This window comes from Winogradskyella eximia (assembly GCF_003386165.1).
GTDB classification, from domain to species: Bacteria; Bacteroidota; Bacteroidia; order Flavobacteriales; family Flavobacteriaceae; genus Winogradskyella; species Winogradskyella eximia.
This window is the reverse complement of sequence record NZ_QRDV01000004.1, coordinates 174305-192497: the sequence shown is the minus strand read 5'-3', so window position 1 is coordinate 192497 and position 18193 is coordinate 174305. Positions and strand designations below refer to the sequence as shown.

The following is an 18193-nucleotide window of genomic DNA, read 5'->3' as shown; positions in this document are numbered from 1 at the left end:
ATTTCTTTAACATCTTTTATAAATACCAATAAAAGTTAGATGCTTATCTTTGCTGTCCCTTAAACTAGAGATGAAGCAAATAATCCTTTTAGCTGCCTTAATAATATCATTGTGTACATATTCTCAGAATATTACAGTAGATAGTCAAAGTTACACTCCACAACAACTCGTAGAAAATATATTAATAGATAGTGATTGTATTAACAATATTGCTGTAACCAACGTGGTTGGAGGTAATTTTGGAGGAACAGATCAAAGCTATGGCTTTTTTGATGCAACAGGAACCTCTTTTCCATTTGAAAGTGGTTTAGTTTTAAGCACAGGAAGATTATCTAATGTGCCAGGACCTAATAATAGTTTAAGTGATGATGATGCTAATAATTGGGTTGGTGATGCTGATTTAGAAACTGCTTTAAATGAATCGGGAACACTTAACGCTACTATTTTAGAATTCGATTTTATTTCTGTGGCTTCACAAGTTAGCTTTAGATATATTTTTGCTTCAGAAGAGTATCAAGAAAACAACTCTAATAGTTGTAATTATTCAGATTTATTTGGCTTTTTAATTCGTCCTGCTGGAGAACAAGTACCTTATGAAAATATTGCCTTAGTTCCAAATACTGATACTCCTGTAAAAGTAACAACCGTTATGCCTGGAGTTCCTGGCAGTTGTCCACCAACAAACGAAACTTATTTTGGCAGTTATAATGATGCCAATTCTCCAATAAATTTTAATGGCCAAACGGCTGTTTTAACAGCAACGGCTAATGTCACTCCAAATCAAACCTATCATGTAAAATTAGTAATTGCAGATGAGCAAAACTACAGATATGATTCTGCTGTATTTTTAGAAGCTGGGAGTTTTGAATTGTCTTCTGATATTGGGCCAAACCTACTTATAGCAACTGCGAATGCACTTTGTGAAGGAGAAACAACAGAACTAAATGCTTATCAAGATGGACAAAACACATACGACTGGTATAGAGATGGCATATTAGTACAAGGAGCTCCAGGTTGTGGAACATGTGGTACTTATACCGTGACAGAAGCAGGTACTTATACAGTAGAGGTTACATTAGCTGATGGTTGTGTTGCGTATGGTGAAGCAATTATTGAGTACGCACCTTTACCAATAGGATTCGATTCTGTTTTAGTTGAATGTGATGTCAATCAAGATGGATTAACAACCTATGACTTATTTAACGCTATAAATGATTTAACCAATGGAAATCAAGACGTATTTATAAATCGTTTTTATTTATCTGAAGCTGATGCTACTGCAGATAACAATCCAATCACTAATCCTGAAGCGTTTCAAAATACTTATCCATTTCAAAAGGTTTATGCTCGAATTATAAATCAAGCAAATTGTTTTATTATAGCAGAATTAGAGTTGCACACTTCTAATAACACTATAAATATTCCAGATTTAGATGGCTGTGATGGTACAATAGTAGACGGTATAGCTTCTTTTGATTTAACAGAAATCGAAGCTTCTATACTTCCTCAAATTCCTGTTGGTGCAGTTGTTCGCTATTACGAAACTGAAGATGATGCTTTTAATGAAACCAATCCTTTACCAAACACATTTGAAAATAGTATTGTAGATACACAAACTATTTATGTAAAAGTAACTGCTAATAATCAGTGCTTCAGTATTTCTACAGCAAATCTAAATGTACTTTACACTCCTGTATTAGAAGCTGATGAAACACATATTTATTGTGCAAATGCTTCAGAACCATTAACTATTTACGGAGGTGTACTCAATGATTTACCTAACAATTATTATTACGAATGGCAATTGAATGGTGTAACAACAGCAGTGAACACTCTATTTTATGATGTTACTGAAGCTGGTGTTTATACGGTGATTGTAACAGACCCAAATGGTTGCTCATCTAGCAGAACAATAACGATATTACCTTCTGAAATTGCTACTTTAGAAAGCGTTAATGTTGTTGGTGTGGCTCCAAATAATGTAGTTACTATTGTGGCTTCTGGTAATGGTGATTACGAAATTGCATTAGATGATCCTAATGGCTTTTACCAAGATAGTTTTGTATTCACCAATGTTTCTCAAGGGTTTCATACAATTTATATAAAAGATAAAAATGGATGTGATACTAGAGAGGAAATCATTTCAGTTTTAGGTTTTCCTAAATTTTTCTCACCAAATGGAGATGATGATAATCCAACATGGCAAGTTATTGGCACAGAATCACAATTCGAGCAAATTTTATCTATTCAAATTTTTAATCGTTACGGTAAATTAATCACTCAGCAAACCTCTTCGAGTGGAGGTTGGGACGGAACTCTAAAAGGAAGCCCTCTTCCTAGTGACGATTATTGGTTTATTGCAAATTTTAAAGACGGTAAAACGCATACTGGTCATTTTGCTTTGAAAAGATAAATATGTTAATCGTTACTTAACAATAAAGAGTTATTACTATTCTATTTTTACCCTATAAACCAACAAAATGAAAAAGAGCTTTTTCTTAATTACAATTATTATCCTTTCTACCGCTAAACAAGTTTTTAGTTTTAATAATTCTATTATTAATTTAGACTGTCCAGCACCAATAGTTAACACGTTCAGTCCAATAAATGGACCTGTGAATACTTTAATTACTATAAATGGTAGTAATTTTATGGATGCAGCAACAGTTTCCATAGATGGAATTAATTCTACGTTTACCATTGTAAATGATTCAGAAATTACTGTTCTTATTCCTACGGATGCCACAAACTCATCAGTTATTTCAATTATAAGTAATGGTGGATGTATAGGGAACTCTACAAGTTCTTTTACAGTATTAGATTCATCTTGTGCTACTGGAGAAATTTACATGTCTGAAATTTATGATTCAGAAGTCGGTAGTTATGGTGTTATTGAATTATATAATCCAACAAATGCTGTCATAAATTTGGATGGTGTCTATGAAATTCAACGTTTCGGAGATATTGGAAATATAGATCCTAGCTTCACAATTCCTTTAACGGGTTCAATTCTTCCTACAGATACGTTTATTGTTCAGGTTGGTAGTAATGGAAATGTTTGTGATTCGGTCACTGCAGATATCATTATCGGCTCTGGTATAAATGATAACGACGAAATCAAACTACTTAATAATGGTACTGTCATTGATGTTGTAGAAGTATTAGATGAAAGAGGCTATACTATAATTAGAAATACAGATGCAACAGCACCTCAAAGTACATTTAATGAAAACCACTGGACTATGAGTGGTACTGAAAATTGTACAGATCTAGATTCTTACTCACCTGACTCTAATGCAACTACTCCAAATATAACGCATCCATTACCAAGTGATATTTGCGAGAATAGCAATACGTCATTTTCAGTTTCTGTAGATTCCGGATCATACACTTACCAATGGAAAACACTCAATAGTTCTAACGTTTGGGTTGATGTTACAAATAACGCTAACTACTCTGGTGCAACAACAAATACGCTTACCCTTAGTAATGTACCCAATAGTTTTAACGGACTTCAATACTATTGTGAAATTACATCTCCTTCATGTAATCTTATGAGTAATGCTGCTCAATTAAATATTTTATCGCCTTTAGTTGATACAATTTCTAACCAAATAGTGTGTTCAGAATACACCTTACCAACACTTAATAATGGTAACTATTTTACTAATCCTAATGGCTTTGGGAATCAACTTAGTGCTGGCGATGTTATATCAAATACACAAACCGTTTATATCTATAACGAAACTGGTATTGAACCAAATATTTGCTCTAATGAAACGAGTTTTAATGTCATTATAAATAACGTACTTATAGATACAGTTCCCGATCAAACCGTTTGTGCAGAATATACCTTACCTGCACTTACTAATGGTAACTATTTTACTGGTACCAACGGATCTGGATCATCGCTTAATGCCAATGAAATTATTACAGAATCACAAATCGTTTATATCTATAATTCTAATAATATAAATGGTGTTATATGTACTAACGAAAGTAGTTTTGAAGTAACTGTTAATCCGTCAGTAGATTTTACTCTAAATGATTCTAATATTATTCTAGAAGGCAATAGTATTTCTGTAATAATGACAGATGATTCGGTAGATTACGAATATGCAATTGACACCAATGATTTTCAAATTGATAATGTTTTTACAAACCTTTTAGAAGGCTTGCACACTTTATATGTACAAGATATAAATGGCTGTATTCTAAAGTCTTTTAATTTTGAAATTTCTAATGACGTTGAAGAATTTTTCATTCCACAAGGCTTTTCTCCAAATGGTGATGGCAAAAATGATTGGTTTAATATTCAAGGATTATATGATAATTACGTGAATCATAAATTAGAAATATATAACCGTAATGGTGTTTTAATTTTTGAAGGAAATAATGCCAATAAATGGTATGGTATAGCAAATAAAGGATTACTAAAAACAGACAAAACTGTACCAGTAGGCACTTATTATTATATGCTTTATCTCAATGACTCAAGCGCAGATTCCAAACCTTTTTCTGGTTGGGTTTACCTAAATAAATAAATTATTTTTTTAAATATTTTAGTACACTTTATGCAATTAGGAATATGCATGGCTTTAAAGTATTGTTAACTTTTTAATACAGGTTTTATCGTAACTTTGCATTATGCGATTTAAAATTGAGTCCGAATTTAAACCTACTGGTGATCAGCCACAAGCTATAAAAAAACTAGCAAAAGGTATTACCGATAAAGAGAAATATCAAACGCTTTTAGGTGTTACTGGTTCTGGTAAAACCTTTACTGTTGCTAATGTTATTGAACAAGTGCAGCGACCAACATTGGTATTGGCACACAATAAAACTTTAGCAGCACAACTCTATTCAGAATTTAAACAGTTTTTTCCCGAAAATGCGGTTGAATATTTTGTCTCTTATTATGATTATTACCAACCTGAAGCCTACATTCCGGTTTCTGGTGTTTATATAGAAAAAGATTTATCCATCAATGAGGAAATTGAGAAGATGCGTTTAAGTACCACTTCTTCCCTACTTTCTGGTCGTCGTGATGTTATTGTGATTGCCTCAGTATCTTGTTTATATGGTATTGGGAATCCTGTAGAATTTCAAAAAAATGTAATTACTTTAGAACGCGATCAAGTTATATCGCGTACTAAATTATTACACCAACTTGTACAAAGTTTATATTCTAGAACGGAGTCTGAATTTAAGAATGGAAACTTCAGAATAAAAGGAGATACAGTTGATGTATTTCCAGGTTATGCGGATCACGCCTTCAGAATTCACTTTTTTGGAGATGAAATAGAAGAAATCGAAGCTTTTGATGCTAGATCTAACGAAATCATAGAACGTTATGATCGACTAAACATCTATCCTGCAAATATGTTCGTAACATCTCCAGATGTATTAAATGGTGCCATAAAAGACATACAAGACGATTTAGTAAAACAATACGATTACTTTAAAGAGATCGGTAAACATCTGGAAGCCAAACGTCTCAAAGAACGTACAGAATTCGATTTAGAAATGATTCGGGAATTGGGTTATTGTTCTGGCATTGAAAACTATTCTAGATATTTAGACGGAAGATCTCCAGGAACGCGTCCTTTCTGTTTACTTGATTATTTTCCAGATGATTTTTTAATGGTTATTGATGAAAGCCATGTTACTATTTCTCAAGTTCATGCCATGTATGGAGGCGATAGAAGCCGAAAAGTGAATTTGGTAGATTACGGTTTCCGATTGCCAGCAGCAATGGACAATAGACCTTTAAAATTTGAAGAATTCGAAGCACTTCAAAATCAAGTAATTTATGTGTCTGCTACTCCTGCAGATTACGAAATGCAAAAAACGGATGGAGTCTATGTAGAGCAAGTGATTAGGCCAACAGGCTTATTAGACCCAATTATTGAAGTGCGTCCAAGTTTAAATCAGATTGATGATTTAATTGAGGAAATTCAAAATCGTGTTGAAAAAGATGAAAGGACTTTAGTTACGACACTAACCAAAAGAATGGCAGAAGAACTGACGAAATATTTAACTCGAATTTCCGTCCGTTGTCGTTACATTCATAGTGATGTAGACACTTTGGAGCGCGTTGAGATAATGCAAGATTTACGCAAAGGTGTTTTTGATGTTTTGGTAGGAGTTAATTTACTTAGAGAAGGTTTAGATTTACCAGAGGTGTCTCTCGTTGCTATACTAGATGCAGATAAAGAAGGATTTTTACGTTCTGCACGTTCATTAACGCAAACCGTTGGTAGAGCTGCAAGAAACTTAAATGGAAAAGCCATTATGTATGCTGACAAAATTACTAAAAGCATGCAAAAAACGATAGACGAAACAAATTACCGTCGAGAAAAACAAATTGCATATAATACAAAACATAAACTCGTACCAAAAGCACTAAACAAAAGTTTAGATAGTGCCTTAACAAAAAATTCTGTAAGTACATATAGAACGGAACTCGATGCACAAATAGCAGCTGAACCCGAAAGTGACTATTTAACAAAAGGAGAACTAGAAAAGAAAATAAGAGAACGACGCAAACTTATGGAACAGGCAGCAAAAGCTTTAGACTTCTTAGAAGCTGCTCGTTTTAGAGATGAAATCACTGCTTACCAAAGTAAGTTAGAAAAGTTAAAGGTTTAAAGTTAGAGAATACTATCGTATTTTTTCAAATGAAAGCTTACAGCTATCACTACTAATTATACTGTACCTTAAAAATATCGATTAAGAAATCTGGTGGTACAATTTTATTAGGAAAACTATCCATTAAATCGAGAACTCTATTTATAGATTCGTGACTTAATCCCATTCGTAAACCAAAGTTGTGAATCTTTACCAATTGTTTAGGAGCTACTTTATGATCTAGATTCATAAGTAATACTAATCTATGAAATTGAACAATACGCTCACTATGTGATTTTAAATGCACATAAGTTACAGGATGCTCAAAAAGATATTGAAAATCTTCTTTAGAAATATCTAATTGCTTAGCAATACTAAATAAGAAATTATATTCTATAGCTCTTATATTTTCATCTGTTTGAGCAAACGCAATCATCTCAGAAAGTAAGCTCAATTTTTCAGCACGATTTATCATGTTGGATAGGGGATTATTTATTACTGTAAAGTTACAGAGGTAGTTTATTTTATTGTCGTTGATATAATGTATCTTGTCGAAAAATTAAATGTACTTAGTCGATTTTTTTAAACTTTTGTCAACAGATAACACACATTAGAGTATGAAATTAACGTACTTATACCTACTAATTTCAGCATTTGTTTTAAACGCAATAAATGCACAAAGCACTGCCTCTACACAGGTTACAAAATTTACAATTGCTTCTACAGAATTAGATACGTTAAAAACTATTTGGGTGTATTTACCTAAGAATTACGAAAATTCTACAAAATCGTATTCTGTCATTTATATGCATGATGCCCAAAATTTGTTTGATGCAAAAACATCTTATGTTGGTGAATGGGAAGTTGATGAATATTTAGACCATTTAACGGATCCTAAAAGTATTATAATTGGCATAGAGCACGGAAACGAAAAACGCATAGATGAACTCACACCATATAATCACGAAAAATATGGAGGTGGTAAAGGAGATACATATCTTTCTTTTATAACAAACACGTTAAAGCCGCATGTAGACATAACATATAGAACTAAAACAGACGCAGAGCATACTACCATTTTTGGATCTTCATTAGGTGGTTTACTATCCTTTTATGCCGTTATAAAATATCCTGAAACTTTTGGAAATGCTGGAGTATTCTCTCCTTCTTTTTGGATTAATCCAGAAATCTTTGATTTAGTTAAAAACACTAACATCCCAGAAACTTCAAGGTTTTATTTTTTAACAGGCACAGACGAAGGAGAAACTATGATTCCGAAACTAGAAGAAATGCTAAGTTTATTAAAATCTAAAGGTATTAACGAAACACAATTTGAAAGTCTTAATATAGAAGGTGGTCAGCACAATGAAAAGCTTTGGGCTACACATTTTGGGAAAGCTTACCAATGGCTAAACAAATAATTTTATTATACTTGAAGCACAAACCAATAATAACACTATAATTAAAACATAAAATGACAAACAACGACATATTCAAAAAGCTTAGAGTCGCTCATAAACTTAGAGATGATGATATTGTAAAAATATTAGAATTAGTAGATTTCAGAATTTCTAAAAGTGAATTAAATGCTATGTTTAGAAATGAAGATCATCCAAAATATATGGAATGTGGAGATCAAATTCTTAGAAATTTCTTGAACGGATTAATTATTCATTTACGAGGACCAATGCCTAAAAAAGGGGAAAAGAAACCCAATACACCCAAATAAAAAAAAGAGCAACATTATAAAAATGTTGCTCTTTTTTTATCAATATATTAAACCTGTCAGGTTTTGGAAACCTGAAAGAACATAATGTTTATCCTAAAACTTGTTGCACCTTATCAGCTGCTTCTTGGAATTCAGTTGCACTCATTACATCTAAACCAGAATTGTCAATCAATTTCTTAGCAATGTCTGCATTGGTTCCTTGTAAACGTACAATAATTGGCACTGTAATGTTACCCATGTTTTTATATGCGTCAATTACACCTTGAGCAACTCTGTCACAACGTACAATACCACCAAAAATGTTAATTAAGATCGCTTTTACAGCAGGATCTTTTAAAATAATTTTAAAAGCTGCTTCTACTCTAGCCGCATCAGCAGTACCACCAACATCTAAAAAGTTAGCTGGCTCACCACCTGCTTGCTTAATTAAATCCATAGTTGCCATTGCTAAACCAGCACCATTAACCATACAACCAACGTTTCCGTCTAAGTCGACATAGTTTAAGCCTAAAGCACCTGCTTCAACTTCAATCTGGTTTTCTTCACGTAAATCACGTAATTCAGCTAAATCTCTATGTCTGTATAAAGCGTTATCATCTAAAGTTACTTTAGCATCAACAGCCATTATTTTACTATCACTTGTTTTTAAAACAGGATTGATTTCAAATAAAGAGGCATCAGATTTATCGTAAGCTGTATATAAAGCCGTAACAAATTTTGTCATTTCTTTAAAAGCAGTACCAGACAACCCTAAGTTAAAAGCTATACGACGCGCTTGAAAAGGTAAAATCCCAGTTGCAGGATCAATCTCTTCATTATGTATTAATTCTGGAGTTTCTTCAGCAACCGTTTCAATGTCCATTCCACCTTCTGTAGAATATACAATCATATTTCTTCCATTAGCACGATTTAATAATACAGACATGTAATATTCATTCGGCTCAAATTCACCTGGATAATAAACATCTTCAGCAACTAAAACTTGATGAACACGCTTACCTTCCGCAGAAGTTTGAGGTGTTACCAAATCCATACCTATGATTTGTCCTGCAATTTCTTCAACTTCTTTAAGGTTTTTAGCCAACTTAACGCCTCCACCTTTTCCACGTCCACCTGCATGAACTTGTGCTTTAATAACATGCCAACCTGTTGCTGTTTCGGCTGTTAATTGCTTTGCTGCATCTACAGCCTCTTTAGCACTATGAGCTACAATTCCTCGTTGGATTCGTACTCCAAAACTGCTTAATAATTCTTTTCCTTGATATTCGTGTAAATTCATTTTTAATCAGAAATTTATTGGTCGAACAAAAATAAGCATACTAATAGTTTCTACCAATTGTTTTTATTACTGTTTTATGTATTACTATATTCAGTTTTAAATTTATCCATTAGTCTATTAAACGCTTAATAGCTGAAAACGCTTTATCTACCAAATGATCCTCAACCACAATTGTAAATTCATTTGTGGTAGAAACCACTTCATATAATGTAATGTTTTCCCAAGCTAAACGTTTAAATATTTGATAATATAGACCCACTATTTTAGAATTACCCTTAGGTAAATAAATACTAATGGCAGACAATTTTTCTTGTAATCCTATTTGCGTTTCATTTTTAAAAGCTTTGAGAACGCTTTCTTTTTCTGACGTCGAAATAATAATATTGCTTTCAAACATTCCACGAGTAAATGCATAGAATATTTGATGGTTTTCACTAATTTTTTCCAAAATTTGAGAATGGCTGTAGATTAAGGTTTTTGAATTTTGAAATGTAAAATCGCTTAAATTAGAACGCACTGTAATATCTCCTAATTCATTAAACGCTTTCCGTACATTTTTAGAATTCTCTAGATTTAAAGGTTGTTGATAACGTCTCAAGGCCATCATTATAGCTCCATCTTTTACTGGTTTGTGTAACATGGCAGAAATGGGTGCATTTAAATCTTTAGCTAGAGCAGAAAAATTTATTATTTCTCTAGATAATCCTTCTTCTAAAAAGGGACTTGCTACAATAATTTCTTGAACACAAGACGCAATAGTTTTCATTTTGTTAATTATTTAACATTTTGTGTAAAAATAGCAATATTTTATCATTTTTATGTTTATAACAAGGATTACTTCTATTTTCGCCCTATAAATTTAAGACCTAAAAAAATGAAGGAAAATACCTTATTACAAATTGCGAAGGATTTTGGAAGTCCTGTATATGTTTATGATGCTGAAAAAATAGAATTTCAATATAAACGATTAACAAAAGCATTTAGTAAGGTAAAACAGCTAAAGTTGAATTATGCTGTTAAGGCACTTTCAAATATTTCAGTTTTAAAATTATTTAATAAGTTAGGTTCTGGAATTGATACCGTTTCCATACAAGAATTGCGATTGGGTTTAAAAGCAGGTTTTAAACCAGAGGATATTATTTTTACACCAAATGGTGTTTCGCTTGAAGAAATTGAAGAAGCTGCAAAATTAGGTGTACAGATAAATATTGATAATCTATCTATACTAGAACAATTTGGAACTAAACATCCTAAAGTGCCAGTTTGTATAAGAATAAATCCACATGTTATGGCAGGTGGAAATACTAATATTTCGGTTGGTCATATTGATAGTAAATTCGGGATTTCAATTCATCAGATTCCTTTATTACTTCGTATTGTTGAGAATACTAAAATGACTATTAATGGTATTCACATGCATACTGGTAGTGATATTCTTGATATTGACGTCTTTTTATATGCTAGTGAAATTCTTTTTGAAACGGCAAAAAATTTCAAAACTCTTGAGTTTATAGATTTTGGTTCTGGATTTAAAGTCCCGTACAAAAAAGGGGACATTGAAACTAATATTGAAGAGTTAGGCGAAAAATTATCTAAGCGTTTTAATGAATTCTGTAAAGAATACGGTAGAGATTTAACCTTGGCTTTTGAGCCTGGTAAATTTTTAGTGAGCGAAGCTGGTGTATTTTTAGCTAAAGTTAATGTGGTTAAACAAACCACCTCAACTGTTTTTGCTCAGATAGATTCTGGTTTTAATCATTTAATAAGACCAATGTTATATGGTTCTCAACATGACATTTTAAATATTTCTAACCCAAAAGGACGTGAACGTTTTTATTCTGTTGTTGGTTATATCTGTGAGACAGATACATTTGCTAATAACCGAAGAATTTCTGAAATAAATGAAGGTGATATCCTTTGTTTTAAAAATGCTGGTGCCTATTGTTATTCTATGGCTAGTAACTACAACTCGCGTTACCGACCAGCAGAAGTATTACTTTACAAAGGAAAAGCACAGCTTATTAGAAAACGCGAAACTTTTGATGACATCTTGCAAAATCAAGTAGAAATAACCATTTAAAAACACCTTTATTTATCTCAATTGGGTTAATCATTTGTGTATTTAAAGTAATCTAACCAAAGGTTTAAAGCTACCTTTGGTTATATCCCAATACTTATATATGACACAAATTCCACCCAAAATAATCCGACAAGTATTTGTTTTACTACTCATTTTACTTATTGGTAGTTTAATTTTTAGCGAAATGCTGCCATACCTCAGCGGTGTTTTGGGAGCTATTACGTTTTATATACTTCTTAGAAAATTGATGAAACGGTTGGTTCATCAGTATAACTGGAAACCTTCTATAGCAGCATTAATGTTAATGCTAGGTTCTTTTGTTGTTGTAATGATACCATTAACTGGTTTTGGTATAATGTTAGGGAATAAAATTTCTGAAGTTGCTAGTAATAGTGAAAAAGTAATAGATGCGTTTAAAACCCAAGTCGGTCAATTAAAATTTAAAACAGGCATTGATTTTAATTCTCAAATTGATACAGAATCTATAACAACATGGCTATCTGAAAGTATACAGAGCATGGCAGGCAATACCTTTAATCTATTTATTGCCATAGGACTAATGTATTTTATGCTCTATTTTATGTTAACAAACCGAAAGGAATTAAGGCAATCGTTACGTCATTACATTCCTATGAATAATGACAACATTAATGAAATAGGCAGAGAAGTTCAGAGCATGGTAAAGTCTAACGCTATTGGAATTCCTTTAGTAGCATTGGCACAAGGTATTATTGCATTAATAGGTTTTCTAATTTTTGGTATTGAAGATCCTCTATTTTGGTTTGTAATTGTCACTATTGGCTCTATGATTCCGTTTGTGGGCACTTTAGTTGGTATTTTACCTGTATTTATTTTAACGTTGTCTACAGGTAATACTTTTGAAGCTTGGGGAATTTTAGTTTATGGTTTTGTAGTAGTAGGTTCCACAGACAATATCATTAGATTATACGTTTTACAAAAAATAGATAACGTCCATCCTTTAATTACACTAATTGGTGTGATTGTGGGAGTGCCTCTTTTTGGCTTTATAGGATTGATTTTTGGGCCTTTATTAGTAAGTATCTTTATGGCTTTAGTTAAAATCTATAAAGACGAATATGGTAAGTCAGAAGAAATAAAACTGTAACAAGATTCGTTTTTTTATATTTTGAATAATTCTTCATTTAAACTGTTTCATAATTTTTAACTATTTTTAGCATTCCCTAAGTCTTTTAAAACGAGCTAAAAGACAGATGCCATCAATCAAATCAAACAGAATAGAATCCATCGACGTCCTAAGAGGATTAGTCATGGTTATTATGGCTTTAGACCATGTACGGGATTATTTTCATATTAACGCATTCACAGGAAACTATCCTGAAAATTTAGAATCTACAAACATCATTTTATTTGGAACACGTTTTATTACGCATTACTGCGCGCCTGTATTCGTGTTTCTTGCTGGAACATCTGCTTTTTTATATGGTCAGAACAAACCAAAAAAAGAACTTTCAAAATTTTTAATTACACGTGGATTATGGCTCATCTTCGTGGAAATTTTTATTAATAATTTCCTTTGGTGGTTTGATGTTAATTTTGGTTTTATTAATCTTCAAGTCATTTGGGCAATTGGTTTATGTATGATTGTACTCGGTCTCATTGTTTACCTCCCAAAACGAATCATACTTGCTCTTGGACTTCTAATTGTATTTGGACATAACACCTTAGATGGTATTATTAAAGAAGGAGATAGTATCTCATCCATACTATGGTATATACTTCATCAAGGTCAGTTTCTTAGTTTTTCAGAAGGACATTACGTATCATTTTCTTATCCTATATTACCATGGATTGGTGTTATAGTCTTGGGCTATTGTTTTGGAGAATTTTATAAAAAAGACGCCTCAAAAGCTTTAAGAAAAAAATGGCTACTATACATTGGGATATCCGCTATAGTATTCTTTTTTACCTTGAGAGGATTTAATTTTTACGCCGATTTAGTGCCATGGACCATACAAGATACAAGTGAAAAAACAGTAATTTCATTCTTTAACCTCACAAAATACCCTCCATCTTTGGCATATATTTTAATCACTTTAGGACCAGCCTTACTTTTCTTATATTTTATTGAAACGATAAAAAACACTGCAACCAATTTTTTACTCGTTTTTGGAAGAGTACCTTTCTTCTATTATATGTTACACATCTTTTTCATTCATGTAGCTGCAATTATTGGATTGTTACTTACAGGAAAAGATTGGAAGCTCATGATTCTTGACAATGAAACAATGAACTCAGGAATTTTACAAGGTTATGGCTATCCTTTATTTACAGTGTACCTTATCTGGATAATTATTATTTTGGCTTTATACCCAATCTGCAAAACATATATGCATTACAAAACCAACAATAAAGACAAATGGTGGCTTAGTTATTTGTAACTTTAGAACATCAATCTTATTAATTCAATCAATCACATCTCATGAAATTCCAACTCAAAACGTATCTCCAAACCTCGTATTTCGTTATATTATTTCTATTTTCAAGCTTGATCACATTCGCTCAAGGCACAAGATTACTTCGTCAACCCGATATAAGTGCTACTCATATTACATATACCTATGGAAGTGATATTTGGGTTTCTTCATTAAACTCTAGTGAATCTAAGCGCATCACTTCTACTGCTGCCGTGGAATCTAACCCTTATTTTTCTCCAGATGGCAATTGGATTGCATTTAGTTCTAACAGAGCTGGCAAAAACAACGTCTATGTGGTTTCTAAAAATGGTGGAGAGCCAAAACGCTTAACATGGCATCCTAGCGGCTCTACCGTTAGAGGTTGGACAAATGATGGAAAGCATATCTTATTTGCGAGTAATAGAGAAACAGCACCACGACCATATAATAGACTTTACACGATTTCGATTGAAGGCGGAGCACCACAACTCTTAACGAAACAATGGAGTAATGATGGGGCTTATTCACCAGATGGAACGCAGTTGATTTTAGACAAAATGGATCGTTGGGATGAAGAATGGCGCGCCTATAGAGGAGGACAAAATACGCCACTTATTATATTAGACTTAAAAACTCAGAATGAAGTGTTACTTCCAAATAAAAAAACCACCGATATCCAACCGATTTGGTTAGGTGAAAACATTTATTTTCTATCTGATCGCGATTTAGTCGCGAATATTTGGTCTTACAATCCGAAGACAAAATCAATGCAACAAATTACAACCTTTAAAGGTTCTGACATTAAATGGCTAAGCGGTAATGAGGATACTTTGGTGTATGAACGCGATGGTTATTTACATACCATGAATATTTCAACAGGTAAGCATACCCAACTATCAATTACTGTTGTTGGTGATTTTCCATGGTCTGAAACTAAATGGGAAGATGTTTCCAACTCCACACGTTCAGCATCCTTATCACCGAATGGTAAACGTGCCATTATGCAATCTCGTGGAGATATCTTTACAATTCCAGTAGAATTTGGAGATTCTAGAAATATTACTGAAAGCTCCGGCACAGCAGATAGACGGCCTATTTGGTCACCAAAAGGAGATAAAATTGCTTGGTTTTCTGATGCCGATAGAAAAAATTATGCTTTAATGATTTCTGATCAAGATGGTTTATCAAAACCTGAAACGATTACTATTGGTGAATCTAAATTAGCTTGGAATCCTGCTTGGTCTCCAGACGGAAAGCACATTGCCTTTGTTGATGATGATGTACGTTTGCGTTTTGTAAACTTAGAAACTAAAAAAGTTAAAACCATCGATATTGGTGGCAATAACCTAGAACGTAATAGTATTGAATTAAAGTGGTCTCCAGATAGTAAATGGATTGCTTATGAAAAATCGGCTTCCAATAACTTTAGACAAATTTATATTTACTCTATTGAGAAAGATAGGACTACACCAATTACCGATGCTTTTGCAGATTCCTTTTCACCGGCTTGGGATTTGAATAAAAAACAACTTTACTTTTTAGCGAGTACGGATGTTGCGCTTGGATCAGGTTGGGCAAACACAAGTTCTATGACAGCAAATCCTGCCTACGCTGCTTATGTTATTAATTTAGATGCTAATGATGATTCTCCTTTTAAACCAAAAAGTGATGAAGAAGACATTAAAAAAGAAGATGAAGAGAAACCTGATGACAAAAAAGAGGATAAAGATTCCAAAGAAAAAAAGGAAGATGACAATAAAACAATGCTTATCGATTTTGAAAATATTGGTCGCCGTACACTAGCATTACCAATACCTACAAGAAATTATGGGTATATCATTGCTGGTCCTAAAGGATCTATGTTTATCTCAGAATATGTGCCAAATGATAGAGGCGCACTACTTCACAAATTTAATCTTGAAGAACAAAAAAACAAAGAATTTGCTTCTGGTGTGCGTTCAGTTTCGGTTACCACAAATGGAGAACATATGTTAGCTCAGATTAATGGTGATTGGCAAGTAATTAGCACCAAAGGAGGAGATGCAAAAGGTGGTAAACGCCTTAAGGTTAATTTACAAATGAATTTAGATCGTTCCGCGGAATGGGAACAAATGTTTGAAGAAGCTTGGAGGTACGAACGCGATTATTTTTACGATCCAAATATGCATGGTCGTGATTGGAACGTTGTTTACAAACGTTACGCTCCATTGGTTCCGTTTATAAAGCATCGTGCCGATTTATATTACATCTTAGATCAAGTGAATGGTGAGTTATCGGTTGGTCATAGTTTTGTTAGAGGAGGCGATTATCCAGATATCGAAAGATCTACAACTGGTTTATTAGGTGCTGATATGAGTACCGATAAAAACCACTGGAAAATTGATCGTATTTTCACTACTGAAAGTTGGAATCCAGGATTAACAGGACCATTAGATGCGCCTGGACTAAACATAAAAGAAGGTCAATATATTGTAGGCATCAATGGAAAAGAAATAAAAGCTAATGACAATTTCTATAAATATTTAGATGGCACTTCAGGAAAACAAACTATTCTTCATATTAATGACCAACCTCAATTTAAAGGGCATTGGACTGAGATCGTAGAACCTATTTCAAATGAAAATTCTTTAAGACAACGCACTTGGGTTGAGGATAATCGTAGATTGGTAGACAAATTATCAAACGGTCGTTTAGGATATATTTGGGTTCCGAATACAGGAGGTCCTGGTTTTGTTTCTTTCAATAGATATTACTTTGCGCAACAAGATAAAGAAGGTGCTGTTATTGATGAACGCTTCAATGGTGGTGGTTTATTAGATGATTACATGGTAGATTTAATGACACGTAGCTTAAGAGCTGGCTTAACCAATGAAGTACCAAATGGCAAACCGTTAACGCTTCCTGCAGGAATATTAGGTCCAAAAGTGTTGTTAATTAATGAACTTGCGGGTTCTGGTGGAGATTTCTTCCCATGGGTATTTAGACAGCAGAATGTTGGTAAACTTATAGGTATGACAACTTGGGGAGGTTTAGTAAAATCCTCAACACATTACGCTTTAATCGATGGTGGTTCACTTACCTCACCAGACAATGCTGTGTTTGATCCTATAAATAATAAATGGATTGCAGAAAACGAAGGAGTGGCACCAGACATAGAAGTTAGACAAGACGCAAAAGCATTGTCCAATGGAAAAGATCCACAACTCGAAAAAGCCATCGAAGAATTAATGAAACAACTAGGTATTAAAACAGAAGTTAAAGCGCCTAAGTTCCCAAAACCTGCAACAGGTAATTAATATAATCTATGACAGGTTTAGATATAGTAATGGTATTCGCCGTAATTCTTTTCGCAAGATTAGGAGTGCGGCTAATATCTAAATATCTTAAAATGAAAAAAGAGGATGAAGAAGATAAAAATGACATTTAAATTATCTTTGGTCTAAAAAACAGTCCACTTTACAATGTTAATTAATCACTTACTTTTCCGGAAAAATGATTCACTTTGGGATTTATAGGATTACCTGTTACCCTTCTATAAATTACAAGCTGACCACAATGCCAAATTGCATCCGCTATTGGTCCATTTACCTGATTCCAAAAGGGGATTTCGCGTTCACCAAAAATAATTTTGTACTGAGAAATATCATCGCTTTCCCGTAAAATATCTGCAGCTATTTTTAAATTCTGTAATGTTTTAGATCGTAATTCAGAATAACTTAAATCCTCTTTATCTCTAGAGTTGGATTGTTTTTGAGTAGCGTTTACAATTGTTTTTGATAAGCTATAAATATGCTCAATAGTTGCTAATGATGTTCTACCTTCATCAGTCGCTTTATAAGCCAAATCCTTTTCTGATAACGTATTTGAAGCCCAATAAAACCGAAAGCCTAAAGCGTCAATCATTCTTGCCACAACCGTACCTGCTGTATAATTATCGGAATAGTCCGGAATTTCACGGTAAGGTAAAGCATCCTCTTCTTGTGAAAAACCCGAAATACTCCAGATAGAAAATAGAATTAAGCTAAACTTATTCATGTCAT

13 protein-coding genes are annotated in these 18193 nt (G+C 33.1%); 9 read left to right on the top strand and 4 right to left on the bottom strand.

Annotated elements, in window-relative coordinates; genetic code table 11:
- Positions 1 to 70: 70 nt before the first annotated feature.
- From DFQ10_RS10615 to uvrB, 3 genes are all read left to right on the top strand, one after another.
- Positions 71 to 2413, top strand: coding sequence for a T9SS type B sorting domain-containing protein (locus DFQ10_RS10615; RefSeq protein ID WP_115817399.1), 2343 nt, complete (start codon positions 71 to 73; stop codon positions 2411 to 2413).
- Between the two features lie 67 nt (positions 2414 to 2480).
- Positions 2481 to 4544 carry a T9SS type B sorting domain-containing protein gene (locus tag DFQ10_RS10610; RefSeq protein WP_115817398.1) on the top strand — a complete coding sequence of 688 codons (2064 nt, stop codon included), beginning with the start codon at positions 2481 to 2483 and terminating at the stop codon, positions 4542 to 4544.
- Between the two features lie 103 nt (positions 4545 to 4647).
- Entirely contained in the window at positions 4648 to 6651 is a 2004-nt protein-coding gene (gene uvrB / locus DFQ10_RS10605; RefSeq protein WP_115817397.1) for an excinuclease ABC subunit UvrB, read from the top strand.
- Between the two features lie 52 nt (positions 6652 to 6703).
- Here the strand turns inward: uvrB and DFQ10_RS10600 are convergent, their stop codons facing one another.
- Entirely contained in the window at positions 6704 to 7105 is a 402-nt protein-coding gene (locus DFQ10_RS10600; RefSeq protein ID WP_115817396.1) for a TerB family tellurite resistance protein, read from the bottom strand.
- Positions 7106 to 7247: 142 nt separating this feature from the next.
- On the opposite strand from DFQ10_RS10600, the gene DFQ10_RS10595 reads away from it, so the two are divergent.
- On the top strand, positions 7248 to 8051 hold the full coding sequence (locus DFQ10_RS10595) for an alpha/beta hydrolase (protein ID WP_115817395.1): 804 nt from the start codon (positions 7248 to 7250) through the stop codon (positions 8049 to 8051).
- Between the two features lie 53 nt (positions 8052 to 8104).
- Positions 8105 to 8359, top strand: coding sequence for a DUF1456 family protein (locus DFQ10_RS10590; protein WP_115817394.1), 255 nt, complete (start codon positions 8105 to 8107; stop codon positions 8357 to 8359).
- Positions 8360 to 8447: 88 nt separating this feature from the next.
- Here DFQ10_RS10590 and sucC read toward each other — a convergent pair whose 3' ends face one another.
- Both sucC and DFQ10_RS10580 read right to left on the bottom strand, forming a co-directional pair.
- Positions 8448 to 9638: an ADP-forming succinate--CoA ligase subunit beta gene (sucC, locus tag DFQ10_RS10585; RefSeq protein ID WP_115817393.1), complete on the bottom strand. Its 1191-nt coding sequence runs from the start codon at positions 9636 to 9638 to the stop codon at positions 8448 to 8450.
- A gap of 109 nt (positions 9639 to 9747) precedes the next feature.
- Entirely contained in the window at positions 9748 to 10404 is a 657-nt protein-coding gene (locus DFQ10_RS10580) for a hypothetical protein (protein ID WP_115817392.1), read from the bottom strand.
- A 108-nt stretch (positions 10405 to 10512) separates the two neighbouring features.
- Between DFQ10_RS10580 and lysA the strand changes: the two genes are divergently transcribed.
- The 4 genes from lysA (at position 10513) to DFQ10_RS10560 (ending at position 17449) form a co-directional block, all read left to right on the top strand.
- Entirely contained in the window at positions 10513 to 11718 is a 1206-nt protein-coding gene (gene lysA, locus DFQ10_RS10575; RefSeq protein ID WP_115817391.1) for a diaminopimelate decarboxylase, read from the top strand.
- Between the two features lie 100 nt (positions 11719 to 11818).
- Positions 11819 to 12844: an AI-2E family transporter gene (locus DFQ10_RS10570; protein WP_115817390.1), complete on the top strand. Its 1026-nt coding sequence runs from the start codon at positions 11819 to 11821 to the stop codon at positions 12842 to 12844.
- A 106-nt stretch (positions 12845 to 12950) separates the two neighbouring features.
- Entirely contained in the window at positions 12951 to 14138 is a 1188-nt protein-coding gene (locus DFQ10_RS10565; protein WP_115817389.1) for a DUF1624 domain-containing protein, read from the top strand.
- 107 nt (positions 14139 to 14245) lie between these two features.
- Positions 14246 to 17449 carry a S41 family peptidase gene (locus DFQ10_RS10560; RefSeq protein ID WP_245940686.1) on the top strand — a complete coding sequence of 1068 codons (3204 nt, stop codon included), beginning with the start codon at positions 14246 to 14248 and terminating at the stop codon, positions 17447 to 17449.
- A 172-nt stretch (positions 17450 to 17621) separates the two neighbouring features.
- Here DFQ10_RS10560 and DFQ10_RS10555 read toward each other — a convergent pair whose 3' ends face one another.
- On the bottom strand, positions 17622 to 18188 hold the full coding sequence (locus tag DFQ10_RS10555; RefSeq protein ID WP_115817387.1) for a hypothetical protein: 567 nt from the start codon (positions 18186 to 18188) through the stop codon (positions 17622 to 17624).
- Positions 18189 to 18193: the final 5 nt, after the last annotated feature.

Bases quoted from the DNA above. Each gene is read 5' to 3' on its own strand.
- DFQ10_RS10570 (WP_115817390.1), top strand. From the start codon at position 11,819: ATGACACAAATTCCACCCAAAATAATCCGACAAGTATTTGTTTTACTA.
- sucC (WP_115817393.1), bottom strand. From the start codon at position 9,638: ATGAATTTACACGAATATCAAGGAAAAGAATTATTAAGCAGTTTTGGA.
- DFQ10_RS10580 (WP_115817392.1), bottom strand. From the start codon at position 10,404: ATGAAAACTATTGCGTCTTGTGTTCAAGAAATTATTGTAGCAAGTCCC.
- DFQ10_RS10610 (WP_115817398.1), top strand. From the start codon at position 2,481: ATGAAAAAGAGCTTTTTCTTAATTACAATTATTATCCTTTCTACCGCT.
- lysA (WP_115817391.1), top strand. From the start codon at position 10,513: ATGAAGGAAAATACCTTATTACAAATTGCGAAGGATTTTGGAAGTCCT.
- DFQ10_RS10600 (WP_115817396.1), bottom strand. From the start codon at position 7,105: ATGATAAATCGTGCTGAAAAATTGAGCTTACTTTCTGAGATGATTGCG.
- DFQ10_RS10590 (WP_115817394.1), top strand. From the start codon at position 8,105: ATGACAAACAACGACATATTCAAAAAGCTTAGAGTCGCTCATAAACTT.
- DFQ10_RS10565 (WP_115817389.1), top strand. From the start codon at position 12,951: ATGCCATCAATCAAATCAAACAGAATAGAATCCATCGACGTCCTAAGA.
- DFQ10_RS10595 (WP_115817395.1), top strand. From the start codon at position 7,248: ATGAAATTAACGTACTTATACCTACTAATTTCAGCATTTGTTTTAAAC.
- DFQ10_RS10615 (WP_115817399.1), top strand. From the start codon at position 71: ATGAAGCAAATAATCCTTTTAGCTGCCTTAATAATATCATTGTGTACA.
- uvrB (WP_115817397.1), top strand. From the start codon at position 4,648: ATGCGATTTAAAATTGAGTCCGAATTTAAACCTACTGGTGATCAGCCA.
- DFQ10_RS10555 (WP_115817387.1), bottom strand. From the start codon at position 18,188: ATGAATAAGTTTAGCTTAATTCTATTTTCTATCTGGAGTATTTCGGGT.